This window comes from Micromonospora okii, from assembly GCF_020884795.1.
In the GTDB taxonomy this organism is placed as follows: domain Bacteria; phylum Actinomycetota; class Actinomycetes; order Mycobacteriales; family Micromonosporaceae; genus Micromonospora; species Micromonospora okii.
The window spans coordinates 204,358-219,889 of the sequence record NZ_BBZF01000019.1; the positions used below are offsets into that span (position 1 = coordinate 204,358).

Genomic DNA, 15,532 nt, shown 5'->3' on the forward strand with positions numbered 1-15,532 from the left:
CGCCGCACCCTGCGGAAAAACCGACCCGGCCGCACCCACCCGGCGCTATCGTCGCCCGATGCGACCCACCCCGAACACCAGCGAACCCACCGCCCCCCACGTACGGGAACTCACCCTCGACGAACTGCCCGCCGCCTGGGCACTCGGCCGCAACGCCTTCGGCTCCGACCCCACCCCGTCACCGCACGCCACCACCGCCCTACCCGGCATGACCCGCTACGGCGCGTTCGACCCCACCGGCCAACTCCTCGGCAAGGCCGTCGACCTGCACCACGAACAGTGGTGGTCCGGGCGCACCGTCACCGCCGCCGACGTCGGCGGCGTCGCCGTCGCCCCCGAGGCACGCGGCCGAGGCGTCGCCCGCGCCCTGCTCACCCGCCTCCTGCGCGGCGCCCACGACCGAGGCGCGGCCGTCAGCGCACTGTTCCCCACCACCAGCGCCCCCTACCGCGCCTGCGGATGGGAAGTCACCGGCGCGCTGCGCACCCTCAGCCTGCCCACCGCCGCCCTGCCCCCACACCGCCGCGCCCCCCACCTGGCCGTCCGCCCCGGCACCCCCGCCGACCTGCCCGCCGTCGCCGACCTCTACCAGCACGTCGCCCGCCACCGGCGCGGCATGCTCACCCGCCGAGGCCCCCTGTTCGACCACCTCGAACCCGCCGACACCCTCCCCGGCGACGGCCTCACCCTCGTCGAACACGACGGCCGGCTCGTCGGCTACGCCCACTGGACCCGGGGCCGCGGCTACGGCCCCGACGCCGCCCTCACCGTCGACGACATCCACGCCACCACCGCCGACGCCGCCCGGGAACTCGCCGGCGTCCTCGCGAGCTGGCGCAGCGTCACCCCCACCCTGCGGATCACCCTCCTCGACGGCGACGCCCTCACCACCGTCCTGCCCGTCGAGGCCGCCCGAGAACACCACCGCGACACCTGGATGCACCGCCCCGTCGACGTCACCCGCGCCGTCACCCAACGCGGCTGGCCCACCCACACCCACGGCACCGTCGAGTTCACCCTCGACGACCCGCTCGCCGACTGGAACACCGGCGCCTGGCGGCTGCACGTCGCCGACGGCGCCGCCGAACTCCACCCCACCACCACCGAACCCGACCTGCACCTGAACGTACGCGGCTTCGCCCTGCTCTACGCCGGCGCCGCCACCGCCGAAACCCTCACCCACGCCGGCCTGCTCACCCACACCCCCGGCACCGACCCCCGCGCCCTGGACCTCCTCGCCGCCGGCGGCCCCGCCCACCTGCACGACTACTTCTGACCCCGCCAGCGCCGGCCACCCCGCCGCACAACCGAAGCGAGTGAACACCCATGCCCCGCCGCCCCGCCCACATCGCCATGGTCGGCGTCCCCGCCGTCAGCCACGTCCTACCCAGCCTCGAAATCATTCGCGAGCTGGTCGCCCGCGGCCACCGCGTCACCTACGCCAACGACCCCGCCGTCGCCGACCTGATCACCGCCACCGGCGCCGAACTCGTCACCTGCACGTCCGGACTGCCCGTCGCCGACAACGACTGGCCCGACGACCCCATCGCCGCGATGACCCTCTTCCTCGACGACGCCATCGCGGCGCTGCCCCAACTACGCGCCGCCTACGACCACGACCCGGCGGACCTGTACCTGTACGACATCGGCGCCTACGCCGCGCGCGCCCTCGCCGAATCGCAGCACAAACCCCTCCTGCAACTGTCCCCGACGTTCGTCGCCTGGGACGGCTACGACCAGGACGTCGCCGCCCACCTGTGGCAACTACCGGGCGCCGACGCCTACCGCGCGAAGTTCGCCCACTGGCTCGCCGACTGCGGGGCCTCCACCACCGACGTGGACGCCTTCTCCGGCACACCGCCGAAAGCCCTGGCCCTGATCACCCGGGCGATGCAGCCGCACGCCGACAAGGTCGACACCCACGCGGTCACCTTCGTCGGCCCCTGCTTCGGCCCGACGGCGAGCACCGACGGCTGGACCCGGCCCGCGCACGCACAGCAGGTGCTGCTCATCTCCCTCGGCTCCGCCTACACCCGCCAACCCGAGTTCTACCGCCAGTGCCTCGCCGCCTACGGCAACCTGCCCGGCTGGCACGTCGTACTCCAGATCGGCAAGCACACCGACCCCCGGGAACTCGGCGACATCCCGCCCAACGTCGAGGTGCACCCCTGGGTGCCGCAGCGGGCCATCCTCGAACACGCCGACGCCTTCGTCACCCACGCCGGCATGGGCGGCTGCGGCGAAGGACTACTCGCCGGCGTACCGATGATCGCCGTACCGCAGGCCGCCGAACAGTTCATGAACGCCGACCGGCTCGTCGAACTCGGCGTCGCCCGCCGCATCGACACCGCGCACGCCACCGCCGACACCCTCCGGGCGGCCCTGCACGACCTGACCACCGACGCGGACGTCACCCGCCGCTCGGCGCTGCTGCGCGCCGACGCACGCGCCGAAGGCGGCACCCCGCGCGCCGCCGACCTCATCGAGGACATGCTGGCCTGACGGCACACCCGCCCCCGCCGCCCGACCGCGGCGGGGGCGGCACCCGTGCTCAGCCCGCCTCGCGCAACTCCGCCAGCCGCGCCTCGATCTCCGCCAGCTCCGCCCGCAGCTTCTCCGCCTGCTGCTCCGCCTCCGCCCGCTCCGACGACAGGATCTGCTCCACCGCCTCCTGCACCCCCGCAACGTCCACCAACGCCACCATCTTCAACGCCTCCGCCGGCTTCACCACGTACGGCTTCGCCAGCACCTTCGTCCCCTGCTGCGCCGCCACCGTCCACTCGCCCTCGGCGTACGCCAGGGTCACCGTCAACCCCGCCGGGCCCTTCGGCTTCACCGGCTTCGCCGCCCGCTTCGCCGGCTTCGCCTCCACCTGCTGCTGCTCCACCCTCGACTCCTCGCGCTCCCGCCGCGGCCCCGGCACCACCGGGGTGTCCAACACGAACTCCGGCTCCGCCACCACCGGCGGCGCCTCCACCTCCGGCTCCGCCGGCCGCACCTCCGCCGGCTTGCGCCCCGCCCCACGCGGCGCCACCGCCACGTCGGCGGGGGAGAAGGGCAACTCGTCGCGGCCGAACCGCACCACCACGAACTCGTCCGACACCGCCGGATCCGTCAACTCCACCACCTGACCCACCTGCCCGGCGATCTGCCCCGCCGACGCGGTGAACACCACCCTCGGCTTCCGCCCGGCGGCCAACGCCTCCCGGATGCTCTGCACCTCTTCAGTGGACAACCCCTGGCCCCCGGCAACCATCACGACCCTCTTCCGTACACCTGTTTGATTCCTGCCTTGATACCAGCCGGCTGCGACACCCGGAAGATCAACCCCCAGCGCCCGCAACGCCCCTCCGCGCAGCGTAGGCGACGACCCCCGCCGGTACCGTCACCACAACACCCACGGGGGAGGAGCAACAACCCACATGGACCCGGTCACCATCGTCACCGGCGGCAGCCGCGGCATCGGCGCCGCCACCGCCCGCCGCCTCGCCCACGACGGCCACCACGTCGCCATCGGCTACCGCCGCGACCACACCGCCGCCAACGCCGTCGTCGCCGACATCCGCGCCACCGGCCGCCGCGCCCTCGCCGTCCCCGCCGACACCACCGACCCCGACCAGATCCAGGCCCTCTTCGACGCCGCCACCGACCTCGGCCCCCTCACCGGCCTGGTCAACAACGCCGGCGTCACCAGCCCCATCGGCCCCTTCACCGACCTGCGCGCCGACGACCTGCGCCACGTCGTCGACGTCAACCTCATCGGGTACGTCCTCTGCGCCCAACACGCCGCCCGCCGCCTCACCCGAGGCGGCGCCATCGTCAACGTCTCCTCCGTCGCCGCCACCCTCGGCTCACCGGGGGAGTACGTCCACTACGCCGCCGTCAAGGCCGCCACCGACACCCTCACCATCGGCCTCGCCAAGGAACTCGCCCCCACCGGCATCCGCGTCAACTGCGTCGCCCCCGGCATCATCCGCACCGAACTGCACGCCCTCTCCGGCGCGCCCGACCGCCCCGACACCGCCGCCGGCCGCATCCCCCTCGGCCGCGCCGGCGAACCCGACGAGATCGCCGGCGCCATCGCCTGGCTGCTCAGCCCCGACGCCAGCTACACCACCGGCGCGATCCTCCGCGTCTCCGGCGGCCTCTGACCCACGACGGCACCCGACCCCCTCACCCCGTGAACAACCTCGCCGCCGTCAGCACCGTCTCCACCACCCCGTACCCCAGCAGCGCACCCACCAGCAGCCAGGAGACCCACAACCGGCCCACCTGCCCGGACGACCCGTCCCTCATCGCGCCAGCCCCCCTTCCACCTCACCCGAGCCGACGGCCGTCGGCTCGTGGAACCGCTCCGGCACCGGCCGCACCAGCAGGTTCGCCACGAACCCCACCGCCAGCACCCCGACCATCGTCAGCAGCGCCGGCCGGTACCCCGCCGCCGTCAACGTCCCCGGCTCACCCTTCGCGTCCAGGAACCCGTTGACGATCAGCGGCCCGGCGACCCCCGCCGCCGACCACGCCGTCAACACCCGGCCGTGGATCGCCCCCACCTGGTACGTGCCGAACAGGTCCCGCAGGTACGCCGGCATCGTGGCGAACCCACCCCCGTAGAACGACACGATCACGCACGCCAACAACACGAACAGCCCCGTCGCCACCCGCCCGACCGAGGCCAGCAGCACGTACATCACCATCCCGACACCCAGGTACAACACGTACACCCGCTTACGACCGATCAGGTCCGACGCCGTCGACCACGCGAACCGGCCACCCATGTTGAACAGCGACAACAGCCCCACGAAGCCACCCGCCGCAGCCACCGACACCGCCGACCCGCCGCCCTCACGGAAGAAGTCCTGAATCATCGGGCTCGCCTGCTCCAGGATCCCGATCCCGGCGGTCACGTTGCAGAACAGCACCACCCACAGCAGCCAGAACTGCGGCGTGCGCACCGCGTTCGCCGCCGACACGCTCGCCGTGGTCACCATCGGCTTCGCCGTCGCCCGCGCCGGATCGAACCCGGCCGGCCGCCAGTCCGCCGCCGGCACCCGCACGTTCGCCACCCCGAACATCATGACCAGGAAGTAGCCGACGCCCAGCGTCACGAACAACCACACCAGCGCCGACCCGGACGCCGTCGAACCCGCGGCGTCCGGGTCGTAGCCCCGGTCGTAGAGCGTCAACAACTGCCGGGACAGGGGAGAGGCCACCATCGCGCCACCCCCGAACCCCATGATCGCCAACCCGGTCGCCAGACCCGGCCGGTCCGGAAACCACTTGATCAACGTCGACACGGGGGAGATGTAGCCGATTCCCAGCCCGATGCCGCCCAGCAGCCCGTACCCCAGGTACAACAGCCACAACTGGCCCGTCGCGATCCCCACCGCGCCCACCAGGAAGCCCACCGACCAGAAACACGCCGACACGAACATCGCCTTACGCGGGCCGTTGCGCTCCACCCACGTACCGGCCACCGCCGCCGACAGCCCCAGCATCACGATCGCGATGCTGAAGATCACCCCAATCGCGGTCTGACTCGCGTCGAAGTGCGCGATCAGGGAGTTCTTGTACACGCTGGTCGCATAGACCTGCCCGATGCAGAGATGGATCGCCAACGCCGCCGGCGGGATCAACCACCGGCTGTAGCCGGGCGGCGCGACGGTGCGGCGACGGTCGAGTGCGGAGAGCATGGTGCCTTCTTCCCGGAAGTCGGCGAAGCACTCGCCGAGCTCGCGTTCTGCGCCCGCACCGACGCTGACCCAGCCCTTATCGCTGATTCGATAATCCACATTATGTCAAGTAGACGGTTTTTCGCCCTCCTCCACGGCACCCGGAAGCCTTCGTTCCAGCCTGATTGCCCCCGACCGTCGTCGCAGAGCGCCGGCTCGTTCCGGGACGCATGCTCCACGGGCAGCCTCAGCCGTCCTGGCGACGCGGAATGCCGGGTGCCCGACGCCCGGGCGCGTCCGGCAGCCGGCCACTGGCCTGTCTGGCGCGGCGGCTGATCGGGCACATCGACCGTGGGAGGCATCGCAACCGACGGAGGCACACAACCGATGCCCGCTCTCCACCGTGCCGTCCGCAGCGACGCTCGATCCCCGCCGGCCGGCCGAGCAGGCTTCCAGGGCTGGAGGTGCCACCCCTGTCCTCCCCTCGGCGCGAGCCGGTCCCCCGGTCCGGCGGGTCGCCGGGAACCCGAGAATCATGCATAATATCCCTTATGCATGACAAACAGGACGAATCGGCGCAGGCGTTGATCGAGGAGTTCCTGACCGCCCGCGCCACCCGCAAGCCGTCGCCGCACACCCTCGAGGCGTACCGCAGGGACCTGCGCGCGGTGGCGGCCCTGGCCGGCGAGACCCTCACCCCTCCCCTGCCGCCGGACGCCCTGCCGGTCAGCGCCCTCTCCCCCAGGGTCATGCGGGCGGCGTTCGCCCGGTTCGCCGCTCCCCGCGCCGTGGCCTCGGTGCACCGCGCCTGGTCGACGTGGAACAGCTTCTTCTCCTTCCTCGTCGCCGACGGGGTGGTGGCGGGCAACCCGATGCCGGCGGTGGACCGCCCTCGCGCCCCGCTCCCCCGGCCGAAGCCGCTGCGCGGCGAGGACACGCCGGAAGAGCTGCTCGCAGCGGTGTCGCGGGAGGACGATCGGGAGCGGGATCCGTGGCCGGAGCGGGACGTGGCGGTGCTGGCGTTGGCGCTGTGCGCGGGGCTGCGCCTGTCGGAGCTGCTGGCGCTGCGGGTGGCGTCGCTGGTCGGGCGGCCCGGCGAGCGCCGGGTGGACGTGGCGGGCAAGGGTGGTCGGCCGCGGGTGGTGCCGATCGAGCCGGAGCTGGACCGGGTGCTGATGGCGTATCTGGACAGCCGGGCGCGCCGGTTCGGGGCGCGGTCGGTGCGGCCGGACTCGGCGCTGCTGGTGGATCGGCGGGGTGAGCCGTTGCGCCGGGGCGGGTTGCAGTATCTGGTGGAGTCCTGTTACCGGCGGGCGGGGGTGGCGGACCGGGTGCCGCGCGGGGCGCGGTTGCACGCGTTGCGGCACACGTTCGCCACGCGGTTGGCGGAGGACGGGGCGAGCGCGGCGGAGATCATGCGGCTGTTGGGGCATGCGTCGTTGGCGTCGTCGCAGACGTACATCGAGGTGACGGCGGGTCAGCAGCGGGCGGCGGTGCGGTCTAACCGCACGAACCGAGCGTTGGCGGGGTTGGTGCGGATGCAGGGAGACGGCGAGTGAGGGTGGGGTGGGCGCAGAAGCGGCCGACGGCGAACGCGGCGGTGACGGTGGTGCACACGGGGGTGGCGGATTGGGCGCGGTATGCGCGGCGGGTGGACGCCTTCCTCCCGACGTCCTTGCCCTTCGTGGCCGCGGGCGCGTGATCGCCGCCCGGACCGACTGGCTGCCCAACACCACCGCGCTTGAACCGCCCTCTCACGTCCCGAGGACACGCCAAACATCATTGAGTTAGGAGTGTCTCAGGGCATGGGTGCCGGGACACCGGGTAGCCAGCGGCCATGGGCAGCCACAAGCGCAATAAGCATGACAGCGGCGGCGAGTCGGCGCGGGGCCGCCGGCACCCGGGCAGCGGAGCACGGGGTCGGCAGGGGGCCACCGTGGAGCACTCGCCGCACCAGCGGCACGAGCGCACGGCGACCGGATCGGCCAGCACCGAGCGCGACCATGGCCGGTCGAAGGCGGCCGGACAGGAGCGGGTCAACCGCCAGGGTACGGCCTGACCCGCGTTCACCCTCCTCGTCCGCGCTCGTCGATCAGCTCCGTGCGTGCGGCGCCCCTGCCTGGCTGGACCGGCCCACCGGCCAGCCGATGCGCCCTTGTCCGACCCCACGCGCCGTTCCTACAGGGTGCGGTACTGGATGCTCCGCCCGCTGCCGGGTAACGGCTAGCCGAGGTCGACGACGAGGGGGCGGTGGTCGGAGATGGTGGTGGCGGGGGTGGTGACGGCGGTGACGGGCGGGAGGCGGTGGAGGTCGTAAGGGTCGGCGAGGATGTGGTCGAGTTGGATGCGGGGTTGGTGGGCGGGGTAGGTGGGGCGGCGGCCGAGTGGGGTCCAGCCGGAGACGAGTCGGGCGGGGCCGGCGGGGAGGTTGAGGTCGCCGAGGAGGATGCGGGGTGGGGGTAGGGCGCGCAGGGCGCGGATGGTCTGGCGGAGTTGGTGGGCGTTCCAGCCGGGGACGAAGGACAGGTGGGTAGCGGCGACGGTGATGTCGCCGTGGGGGGTGTCGAGGACGGCGGCGAGGACGACGCGGGGTTCGTCGTGCAGGAGGGTGAGGCCGTTTCCGGGGATGGGGACGGGTGAGCGGACGGGTGCGGGTGTGAGGCGGGTGATCTGCCAGGTGCGTACGGGGTGGCGGCTGATCAGGCCGATGCCGTAGCAGGGGTCGCCGTGTCCGTCGTCGTCGTGGTGGAGGGGGCGGAAGTGTTCGCCGGGGGTGCCGACGAGGGCGGCGGCGAAGCGGTGTTCGGGTGCGTGCAGGGCGCGGGCGGCGATGGCGGTGAGGTCGAGGTTGCCGCTGCGGGTCTGGTCGCGGTCGACTTCCTGGAGGGCGAGGACGTCGGCGTCGAGGGTGGCGACGGCGGCGGTGAGCCGGTCTGGGTCGACGAGTCCGTCGGTGAGGGACCGGCCGTGGAGGAGGTTGAAGGTGGCCAGGCGCACGTGTGCACCCTATGCGGGTGTTGGGAGGGTCGTCGGATGCTGAGGGCGTGGGTGTGTTCGATGGTGGTGTTCGTGGTGCTGGGGTGGGCGGGGTTGTGGTTGCGGCGGTGGCGGGGACGGTGAGGGTGCCGGTCAGGGGGTGGGGAGGTGTTCGTGGTGGTGGAGGATCGCGGTTCGTAGGCGTTGGAGGGTGGGGCCGGGGTCGAGGCCGGTGTGGGTGGTGAGGTGGGTGTGGGCTTGGCGGAGGGTGGCGAGGGCGTCGGCGGGTCGGCCGGCGCGGTGTTGGGCGAGGGCGAGTAGTTCCCAGGGGCGTTCGCGGGTGGGGTGTCGGGTGACGAGGGCTTGCAGGTCGGCGAGGGCGGTGGTGGCGTGTCCGGCGTCGACGAGGGCGGCGAGGTGCAGTTCGGTGGCGGTGGTGTGGAGGGTGTTCCAGCGGGTGATCTCGGGTTGGAGGAAGGGTGTGGTGTCGAGTCCGGCGTAGGCGGGGCCGCGCCAGAGGGTGAGGGCGGTGTGGGCGGTGGTGGCGGCGGCGGTGGGGTGGCCTTGGCGGCGGAGGGTGTGGGCGCGGGTGACGAGGGTGGTGAAGCGGTGGGTGTCGGTGTGGGTGGGGGGTAGTCGGAGGGCGTATCCGGGGTCTTCGCGGACGAGGAGTTGCCCGGTGCGGGCGGGGTGGTGGGGTTCGAGGGCGCGGCGGAGGGCGGCGATGTAGCCGTGGAGGGTGGCGCGGCTGGCGGTGGGGGTGCCGTCGCTCCAGACGAGGTGGTGGAGGCGGTCGGTGGGTACGACGCGGCCGTCGGCGACGAGGAGCGCGGCGAGGACGAGGCGTTGTCGGCGTCCGCCGAGGGTGACGGGGTGGCCGTCGCGGTGGGCGGTCATGGGGCCGAGCACGTTGATGTGGACCTGCACGCGGGTGAGGTTGGTGGGCGGGGTGTCCCGGGTGGTAGGGGCGGCTGTCCCGGTGGGTCGGGCGCGCGGCCTGGCCCCGTCCCGGGCGGGACGGGGCCGTCGGTGGGGTTCAGGCGAGGGTGGCGACGCCTGCGGTGAGGGTGGTGGAGAGCAGGCCGGCTTCCTTGGTGCGGATGTAGAAGCGGTGGAAGGTGTTGCTGCGTAGGCCGGTGACGGGGAGGGTGTAGCGGCCGGTGCCGGGTGCGGCCGGGGCGTGGATGGTGCGGGATTCGGTGACGTTGGTCCAGTGGCCGTAGCTGTCGAACTTGCGTTCGATCCAGTCGTAGGTGACGGAGAAGCCGTCCTCGGTGGTGGAGGGGTCGGTGAAGGCGACGGTGATGTCGCCGTGGGTGGGGGTCAGGACGAGGTCGGTGGGGGCGGCGGGGGTGTTGGTCCAGCCGAGGATGGCGAGGATGCCCGAGTAGGGGGCTGCGGGTTGGGTGCCGTCGGGGACGTTGACGAGGGTGACGTTGACCCGGTGGTTGCCGGCGGTGGTGGGTGCGGGGACGGTGATGTCGAAGCCGTGGGGGCCGCCCTGGGCGGGGTGGTGGAGGTTGGCGGGGTACGCGCCGATGAAGGTCTGGTCGACGGTGACCCAGACGGTGACGGGGCCGCCGTTGGTGTCGCGGGCCCAGCCGGTGACGCGGTAGGTGCCGGCGGTGTAGCCGTGGCTTTCGACGCGGCCGGTGGGTGGGGTGTCGGTGCCAATGGGGGGCGGCGGGTCTTCCACGGGGTCGTCGTTGCAGGCCGGCGGCGGGACGGGGACGTCGCAGTAGGGCAGGGCGTGGGCGGGGGCGGCCAGGGCGAGGCCGGCTGCGGTGGCCGCGGTGGTGAGCGCGGCGAGGATGCGTCTCATGGCGTGCAGTCAAGGGGGCGGGTCTGGGGTTCGTCTGGGAAGGCGTGGTGGGTGAGGCCGGACACAGGGGGCGTCGGCGGGTGGGGGGCGTGGGGGTGGGGTGGGCAGAATTCCGCGGGTGGATCCCCTGTCGCTGACCACTCTGCTCGCTGCGGCCGCCATGGCCGGTTGGGTCGACGCGGTGGTGGGTGGTGGTGGGTTGTTGCTGTTGCCGGCGTTGTTGGTGGCGGCGCCGGGGGTGCCGGTGGCGACGGCGTTGGGGACGAACAAGTTGGCGGCGATCGCGGGGACGTCGACGGCGGCGGTGGCGTACGCGCGCCGGACGAAGATCGATTGGGCGGTGGCGGGGCCGGCGGCGGGGTTGGCGGTGGTGACGGCGGGGTTGGGTGCGGCGTTGGCGGGGGTGGTGCCGGCGTCGGCGTACCGGCCGGTGGTGTTGGGGGTGTTGGTGGCGGTGGCGGTGTTCGTGGTGGCGCGGCCTCGGTTGGGGGTGGTGGCGCAGCCGCAGCGGCGCACGCGGGGGCGGGTGGTGGCGGCGGTGGCGGTGGCGGGGTTGGTGGTGGCGGGGTACGACGGGTTGATCGGGCCGGGTACGGGGACGTTCCTGGTGGTGGCGTTCACGGTGCTGGTGGGTGCGGATTTCGTGCACGGGTCGGCGATGGCGAAGGTGGTGAACGCGGGCACGAACCTGGGGGCGTTGGTGGTGTTCGCGGCGACGGGGCACGTGTGGTGGTTGTTGGGGTTGGCGATGGCGGTGTGCAACGTGGTGGGGGCGGCGTTGGGGGCGCGGATGGCGTTGCGGCGGGGGGCGGGGTTCGTGCGGGTGGTGTTGTTGGCGGTGGTCGTGGTGTTGGTGGCGAAGTTGGGTTACGACCAGTGGGTGGCGTGAGGGCCGGCTTGGGATGCCGGCCCTCACGGCCCGGGTTCAGGCGTGGCGGGTGACGGTGTCGTAGTCGAGGCGGGGCAGGCGGGGGAACCAGGCGTCGGGGCCGGGCCGGCCGAGGTTGACCACGAGCAGGGAGCGCCAGGCGGTGTCGGCGAAGAATTCGCGGTCGACGCCGGCGGTGTCGAAGCCGGCCATGGGGCCGGTGGCGAGGCCGGCGGCGCGGACGGCGAGCAGCCAGTAGCCGATCTGGAGGGTGGCGTTGAAGCGGGCCATGGCCTCGCGGCCGGTGGGGTCGGCGGCGAGGCCGTCGCGCATCTGGGGGCGGACGGGGAAGACGTGGGGGATGTGCTCGTGGAAGTCGGTGTCGGCGGCGAGGACGGCGACGACGGGGGCGCTGGCGGTCTTGGCGCGGTTGCCTTCGGCCATGTGGGTGAGGAGGCGGTCGCGGGCGTCGCCGGGGCGGATGTAGAGCACGCGCAGGGGCTGGGTGTTGGCGGCGGTGGGCGGGTACTGGGCGAGGTCGTAGATGGCGCGCAGGTGGGCGTCGGTGACGGGTTCGTCGGTGAAGGTGTTGGCGGTGCGGGCGTCGGTGAACAGTTGCGCCTGGGCGGTGGGGTCGAGGGTGATGTGTTCGGGGGTGACGGTGTTGGTCACGGGGTCCTCCGTGGGAAGCGGGAGCTTTTGCTTCGGCGAGAGTAGCAGCTAGCTTTTTCGAAGTGCAGGGGTCGTGCGCGACGACACGTATCCTGGGACGATGGCGCCCCGCTCCCCCGCACACGAGAACCCCCGCACCTGCGACACGGGACTGACGCGGGCGTTCGCGTTCCTCGGCAAGCGGTGGAACGGGGTGCTGCTGGGCACGCTCGGGCAGGGGCCGGCCGGGTTCGCGGAGCTGACCCGCGCGCTGCCGGGCATCAGCGAGTCGGTGCTGTCGGACCGGCTGGGTGAGCTGACCCGGGTGGGGTTGGTCCGGCGCACGGTGCGGCAGGGCCCGCCGGTGGGGGTGAGCTACGAGCTGACCGAGCGGGGGGCCGCGGTGCTGCCGGCGCTGGAGGCGCTGGGGCGGTGGGCGCAGGAGAACCTGTCGGCCGACAGGTGCGCCGAGGCGTGACGGTGTGACCGTCTCGGCCGGCAGGTGCGCCGAGGACCGAACGTGTGATCATCAGCGGATGCCGTTGCGCGCCGAACACGACCGGGTGCTGCTGGGTCGGCTGTTGGGCCGCGACCCGGCGCTGCACGCCTACGAGCTGGGCGACCTGGACGACTTCTTCTGGCCGTACACGTCGTGGTTCCGTCGCGGGGAGCAGGTGGCGCTGCTGTACCACGCGGTGGCGCCGCCGACGCTGCTGGCCTTCGCCGACGGCGACGCGAGCGCGGAGCTGGCGGCGCTGCTGGGCGAGTTGGCGCCGGTGTTGCCGGCGCGGCTGTACGCGCACCTGTCCCCCGGCCTGGCGGCGGCCCTGCGGGGCCGCTTCCGGGTCGTCGACGGCGGCGCGCACCTGAAGATGGCGCTGACCGACCGGGGGCGGCTGGCGGCGGTGGCCGGCGAGGGTGAGCCGTTGGGCGAGGCGGACCTGCCGGAGCTGACGGCGCTGTACGCGGCGGCGTACCCGGGCAACTGGTTCGACGCGAGGATGCTGGGCACGGGCCAGTACGTGGGGCTGCGCCGGGGTGGGGCGCTGGTGGCGGTGGCCGGGGTGCACGTGTACTCCCCGACGTGGCGGGTGGCGGCGCTGGGCAACGTGACGACGCATCCGCGGCACCGGGGTCGGGGGTGGGGCGCGGCGGTGGTGGCGGCCCTGTGCCGGCGGCTGGTCGGGCACGTCGACCACGTCACGCTCAACGTGCGGGCCGACAACGTGGCGGCGCTGCGGCTGTACGGGCGGTTGGGGTTCACCCGGGTCGCCGGTTACGGCGAGTACACGCTCACGGCCCTGCCCCCGCCGGCCGGGTGACCGGCGCGGGCGGGGCGTTCAGCGGTGGCGGCTGGGTGAGTCGAACCGGCCGGCGCGGATCTCGCGCAGCGCCCGGCGGCGGGTCTCCCCGCGCAGGGTGTCGACGTAGAGGCGGCCGTCGAGGTGGTCGGTCTCGTGTTGCAGGGCGCGGGCGAGGAAGCCGGCGCCGGTGACGGTCAGGGGTTCCCCGTGCTGGTCGAAGCCGTGGGCGGTGGCGTGCAGGGCGCGGGGCGTCGGGAAGTACAGGCCGGGGATGGACAGGCAGCCCTCGTCGTCGCCCTGGGTCTCCTCGGACAGCTCCAGGGTGGGGTTGACCAGGTGGCCGCGGTGGCCGTCGGCGTCGTAGACGAACACCCGCGCGGACACCCCGATCTGGGGGGCGGCCACGCCGGCGCGGCCGGGGGCGCCGAGCAGGGTGTCCATCAGGTCGGTGACCAGGTCGCGCAGCTCGGCGTCGAAGCTGGTGACCGGCTCGCAGGCGGTGCGCAGCACGGGATCGCCGATGATTCGGATGGGGCGCATCGTCATGGCAGCAGGCTATCGGGTGCGGCGCGCGGAGCGCGGCCGGCGCGGCGACACGCGGGAAGACCTCACGACGGGAACGCTTCCACGCCGGACGGCCCATGCGGGGCTCGTCCGTTCAGCGGATTTCCCGCCGACTTGGCGTGAACCTGCTCGATGTCGCTCGCCCCCGCTTGGTACTGTGCGTCACTGGTCATGTGAACCATGACACAGTGCCCCCACAGTCCGGAGATCCCGATGTGCCAGCATCAACCCACCTGTCCCTCCGCCGACGCGACCGACCGGGAAGCCGCCCGCGCCATCGCCTGCTTCCGTGAACAGGGCTGGAGCCTGCTCTGCAACGGTGTCATCGTCTTCGACGACACCGGCGAGCTCCTGCCCGACGGCAGGTGCGTGGCCCCGCGCCGGGGCCCCGCCCGACACGCCCTCGTCGCCTGATTGTTCACGTAGTGTAATCGCACGCCATCCGTCGGCGACGGCCGCTCCCCCGGGCCGGGTCGACGCACCGCCGGGGCGGCGCACGCCACCGCCCCGGCGCCGCCGTCACTCCTCGAACGCCTCCGGCGCCGGGCACGAGCAGACCAGGTTCCGGTCGCCGTAGGCGCCGTCGACCCGCCGCACCGGCGGCCAGTACCTCCCGGCCCGGTCCACCCCCGCCGGGTACGCGCCCACCGACCGCGGGTACGGGTGCGGCCACTCGTCGCCGGCCACCATCGCCGCCGTGTGCGGGGCGTTGGACAGCGGGTTGTCTCCCGCCGGCCACTGCCCCGCCCCCACCTTGTCGATCTCCGCGCGGATGGCGATCATCGCGTCGCAGAACCGGTCCAGCTCGGCCAGGTCCTCGCTCTCGGTCGGCTCCACCATCAGCGTCCCCGCCACCGGGAACGACATCGTCGGGGCGTGGAACCCGTAGTCGATCAGCCGCTTCGCCACGTCGTCCACGCTCACCCCGGTCGCCCTGGTCAGCGGGCGCAGGTCCAGGACGCACTCGTGGGCCACCAGGCCCTTGTTGCCCGCGTACAGCACGGGGAAGTGCTCGCGCAGCCGCGCCGCCACGTAGTTCGCCGCCAGCACCGCCACCCCCGTGGCCCGGGTCAGCCCCGCCGCGCCCATCATCCGCAGGTACGCCCACGGGATCGGCAGGATGCCCGCCGACCCGTACCGGGCCGCGGAGATCACCGGCCGGTCGTCGCCGCCGGCCCCCGGCAGGTACGGCGCCAGGTGCGCCCGCACCGCCACCGGCCCCACCCCCGGGCCGCCGCCGCCGTGCGGAATGCAGAACGTCTTGTGCAGGTTCAGGTGCGACACGTCCGCCCCGAACCGGCCCGGCTTGGCGAACCCGACCAGGGCGTTGAGGTTCGCCCCGTCGACGTACACCTGACCGCCGGCGTCGTGGACCTTCGCGCACAACTGCGCGATGCCCGTCTCGTACACCCCGTGCGTCGACGGGTACGTCACCATGATCGCGGCGAGGTCGTCCCGATGCTTGTCGATCTTCGTGTCGAGGTCGACCAGGTCCACGTTGCCGTCGGCGTCGCAGCCCACCACGACCACCCGCATCCCCGCCATCACCGCCGACGCGGCGTTCGTGCCGTGCGCCGACGACGGGATCAGGCACACGTCCCGCCGCCCCTGCCCCCGCTGCCGGTGGTACGCGCGGATCGCCAGCAGACCCGCCAGCTCCCCCTGCGACCCGGCG

General features: G+C 73.3%; 17 protein-coding genes and 1 pseudogene. 9 read left to right on the forward strand and 9 right to left on the reverse strand.

All coding sequences use genetic code 11. From position 1 onward, the window contains the following. Positions 1-58 precede the first annotated feature (58 nt). Positions 59-1,276: a GNAT family N-acetyltransferase gene (locus LPU43_RS17920; RefSeq protein ID WP_229401597.1), complete on the forward strand. Its 1,218-nt coding sequence runs from the start codon at positions 59-61 to the stop codon at positions 1,274-1,276. 50 nt (positions 1,277-1,326) lie between these two features. Then, positions 1,327-2,502 (forward strand): macrolide family glycosyltransferase, encoded by a 1,176-nt coding sequence (locus LPU43_RS17925; protein WP_229401598.1) that lies wholly within the window; start codon positions 1,327-1,329, stop codon positions 2,500-2,502. Positions 2,503-2,551: 49 nt separating this feature from the next. On the opposite strand, the gene LPU43_RS17930 is transcribed toward LPU43_RS17925, so the two are convergent. Next, positions 2,552-3,256, reverse strand: a complete 705-nt coding sequence (locus tag LPU43_RS17930) for a hypothetical protein (RefSeq protein ID WP_229401729.1) — start codon at positions 3,254-3,256, stop codon at positions 2,552-2,554. 166 nt (positions 3,257-3,422) lie between these two features. Between LPU43_RS17930 and LPU43_RS17935 the strand changes: the two genes are divergently transcribed. Then, positions 3,423-4,151: an SDR family NAD(P)-dependent oxidoreductase gene (locus LPU43_RS17935; protein ID WP_229401599.1), complete on the forward strand. Its 729-nt coding sequence runs from the start codon at positions 3,423-3,425 to the stop codon at positions 4,149-4,151. Between the two features lie 22 nt (positions 4,152-4,173). Here the strand turns inward: LPU43_RS17935 and LPU43_RS28565 are convergent, their stop codons facing one another. Continuing rightward, on the reverse strand, positions 4,174-4,296 hold the full coding sequence (locus LPU43_RS28565) for an MFS transporter small subunit (RefSeq protein ID WP_255686247.1): 123 nt from the start codon (positions 4,294-4,296) through the stop codon (positions 4,174-4,176). Further along, positions 4,293-5,693, reverse strand: a complete 1,401-nt coding sequence (locus LPU43_RS17940) for an OFA family MFS transporter (protein WP_229401600.1) — start codon at positions 5,691-5,693, stop codon at positions 4,293-4,295. The genes LPU43_RS28565 and LPU43_RS17940 overlap by 4 nt, the downstream gene beginning before the upstream one ends. A 530-nt stretch (positions 5,694-6,223) precedes the next feature. On the opposite strand from LPU43_RS17940, the gene LPU43_RS17945 reads away from it, so the two are divergent. Together LPU43_RS17945 and LPU43_RS28955 are read left to right on the forward strand one after the other, a co-directional pair. After that, the gene (locus LPU43_RS17945) at positions 6,224-7,231 is read left to right on the forward strand and encodes a tyrosine-type recombinase/integrase (RefSeq protein WP_229401601.1); all 1,008 of its coding nucleotides are present in this window, start codon (positions 6,224-6,226) and stop codon (positions 7,229-7,231) included. Then, positions 7,183-7,329: pseudogene (locus tag LPU43_RS28955) on the forward strand (bifunctional 5,10-methylenetetrahydrofolate dehydrogenase/5,10-methenyltetrahydrofolate cyclohydrolase); the annotation flags it as partial. The gene LPU43_RS17945 and the pseudogene LPU43_RS28955, both read left to right, overlap by 49 nt. 566 nt (positions 7,330-7,895) lie before the next feature. Here LPU43_RS28955 and LPU43_RS17955 read toward each other — a convergent pair. The 3 genes from LPU43_RS17955 to LPU43_RS28570 all read right to left on the reverse strand — a co-directional run bounded on the left by LPU43_RS17955 (position 7,896) and on the right by LPU43_RS28570 (position 10,470). Then, the gene (locus LPU43_RS17955; protein WP_229401602.1) at positions 7,896-8,669 is read right to left on the reverse strand and encodes an endonuclease/exonuclease/phosphatase family protein; all 774 of its coding nucleotides are present in this window, start codon (positions 8,667-8,669) and stop codon (positions 7,896-7,898) included. A 132-nt stretch (positions 8,670-8,801) separates the two neighbouring features. Then, a complete protein-coding gene (locus LPU43_RS17960; RefSeq protein ID WP_229401603.1) occupies positions 8,802-9,575 on the reverse strand; it encodes an AfsR/SARP family transcriptional regulator in 774 nt (257 codons plus the stop codon). Between the two features lie 109 nt (positions 9,576-9,684). Beyond that, entirely contained in the window at positions 9,685-10,470 is a 786-nt protein-coding gene (locus tag LPU43_RS28570; RefSeq protein WP_255686248.1) for a hypothetical protein, read from the reverse strand. A 118-nt stretch (positions 10,471-10,588) separates the two neighbouring features. On the opposite strand from LPU43_RS28570, the gene LPU43_RS17970 reads away from it, so the two are divergent. Then, entirely contained in the window at positions 10,589-11,359 is a 771-nt protein-coding gene (locus tag LPU43_RS17970; protein ID WP_305074498.1) for a sulfite exporter TauE/SafE family protein, read from the forward strand. A gap of 36 nt (positions 11,360-11,395) precedes the next feature. Here the strand turns inward: LPU43_RS17970 and LPU43_RS17975 are convergent, their stop codons facing one another. Next, positions 11,396-12,010 (reverse strand): malonic semialdehyde reductase, encoded by a 615-nt coding sequence (locus LPU43_RS17975; protein ID WP_229401604.1) that lies wholly within the window; start codon positions 12,008-12,010, stop codon positions 11,396-11,398. Positions 12,011-12,110: 100 nt separating this feature from the next. On the opposite strand from LPU43_RS17975, the gene LPU43_RS17980 reads away from it, so the two are divergent. Together LPU43_RS17980 and LPU43_RS17985 are read left to right on the forward strand one after the other, a co-directional pair. Continuing rightward, on the forward strand, positions 12,111-12,467 hold the full coding sequence (locus LPU43_RS17980) for a winged helix-turn-helix transcriptional regulator (RefSeq protein WP_229401605.1): 357 nt from the start codon (positions 12,111-12,113) through the stop codon (positions 12,465-12,467). Between the two features lie 58 nt (positions 12,468-12,525). Next, a complete protein-coding gene (locus LPU43_RS17985) occupies positions 12,526-13,311 on the forward strand; it encodes a GNAT family N-acetyltransferase (protein WP_229401606.1) in 786 nt (261 codons plus the stop codon). Between the two features lie 18 nt (positions 13,312-13,329). On the opposite strand, the gene def is transcribed toward LPU43_RS17985, so the two are convergent. Beyond that, the gene (gene def, locus LPU43_RS17990) at positions 13,330-13,839 is read right to left on the reverse strand and encodes a peptide deformylase (RefSeq protein ID WP_229401607.1); all 510 of its coding nucleotides are present in this window, start codon (positions 13,837-13,839) and stop codon (positions 13,330-13,332) included. Positions 13,840-14,070: 231 nt separating this feature from the next. Here def and LPU43_RS17995 point away from each other — a divergent pair, with 231 nt between their 5' ends. Further along, the gene (locus tag LPU43_RS17995; protein WP_229401608.1) at positions 14,071-14,271 is read left to right on the forward strand and encodes a DUF5999 family protein; all 201 of its coding nucleotides are present in this window, start codon (positions 14,071-14,073) and stop codon (positions 14,269-14,271) included. Between the two features lie 105 nt (positions 14,272-14,376). Here LPU43_RS17995 and LPU43_RS18000 read toward each other — a convergent pair. Then, on the reverse strand, positions 14,377-15,532 hold a 1,156-nt coding region (locus LPU43_RS18000), incomplete at its 5' end, for an aminomethyl-transferring glycine dehydrogenase (RefSeq protein ID WP_229401609.1).

Bases quoted from the DNA above. Each gene is read 5' to 3' on its own strand.
- LPU43_RS17920 (WP_229401597.1), top strand. From the start codon at position 59: ATGCGACCCACCCCGAACACCAGCGAACCCACCGCCCCCCACGTACGG.
- LPU43_RS17980 (WP_229401605.1), top strand. From the start codon at position 12,111: ATGGCGCCCCGCTCCCCCGCACACGAGAACCCCCGCACCTGCGACACG.
- def (WP_229401607.1), bottom strand. From the start codon at position 13,839: ATGACGATGCGCCCCATCCGAATCATCGGCGATCCCGTGCTGCGCACC.
- LPU43_RS17995 (WP_229401608.1), top strand. From the start codon at position 14,071: ATGTGCCAGCATCAACCCACCTGTCCCTCCGCCGACGCGACCGACCGG.
- LPU43_RS28570 (WP_255686248.1), bottom strand. From the start codon at position 10,470: ATGAGACGCATCCTCGCCGCGCTCACCACCGCGGCCACCGCAGCCGGC.
- LPU43_RS17985 (WP_229401606.1), top strand. From the start codon at position 12,526: ATGCCGTTGCGCGCCGAACACGACCGGGTGCTGCTGGGTCGGCTGTTG.
- LPU43_RS28565 (WP_255686247.1), bottom strand. From the start codon at position 4,296: ATGAGGGACGGGTCGTCCGGGCAGGTGGGCCGGTTGTGGGTCTCCTGG.
- LPU43_RS17925 (WP_229401598.1), top strand. From the start codon at position 1,327: ATGCCCCGCCGCCCCGCCCACATCGCCATGGTCGGCGTCCCCGCCGTC.
- LPU43_RS17940 (WP_229401600.1), bottom strand. From the start codon at position 5,693: ATGCTCTCCGCACTCGACCGTCGCCGCACCGTCGCGCCGCCCGGCTAC.
- LPU43_RS17930 (WP_229401729.1), bottom strand. From the start codon at position 3,256: ATGGTTGCCGGGGGCCAGGGGTTGTCCACTGAAGAGGTGCAGAGCATC.
- LPU43_RS17935 (WP_229401599.1), top strand. From the start codon at position 3,423: ATGGACCCGGTCACCATCGTCACCGGCGGCAGCCGCGGCATCGGCGCC.
- LPU43_RS17945 (WP_229401601.1), top strand. From the start codon at position 6,224: ATGCATGACAAACAGGACGAATCGGCGCAGGCGTTGATCGAGGAGTTC.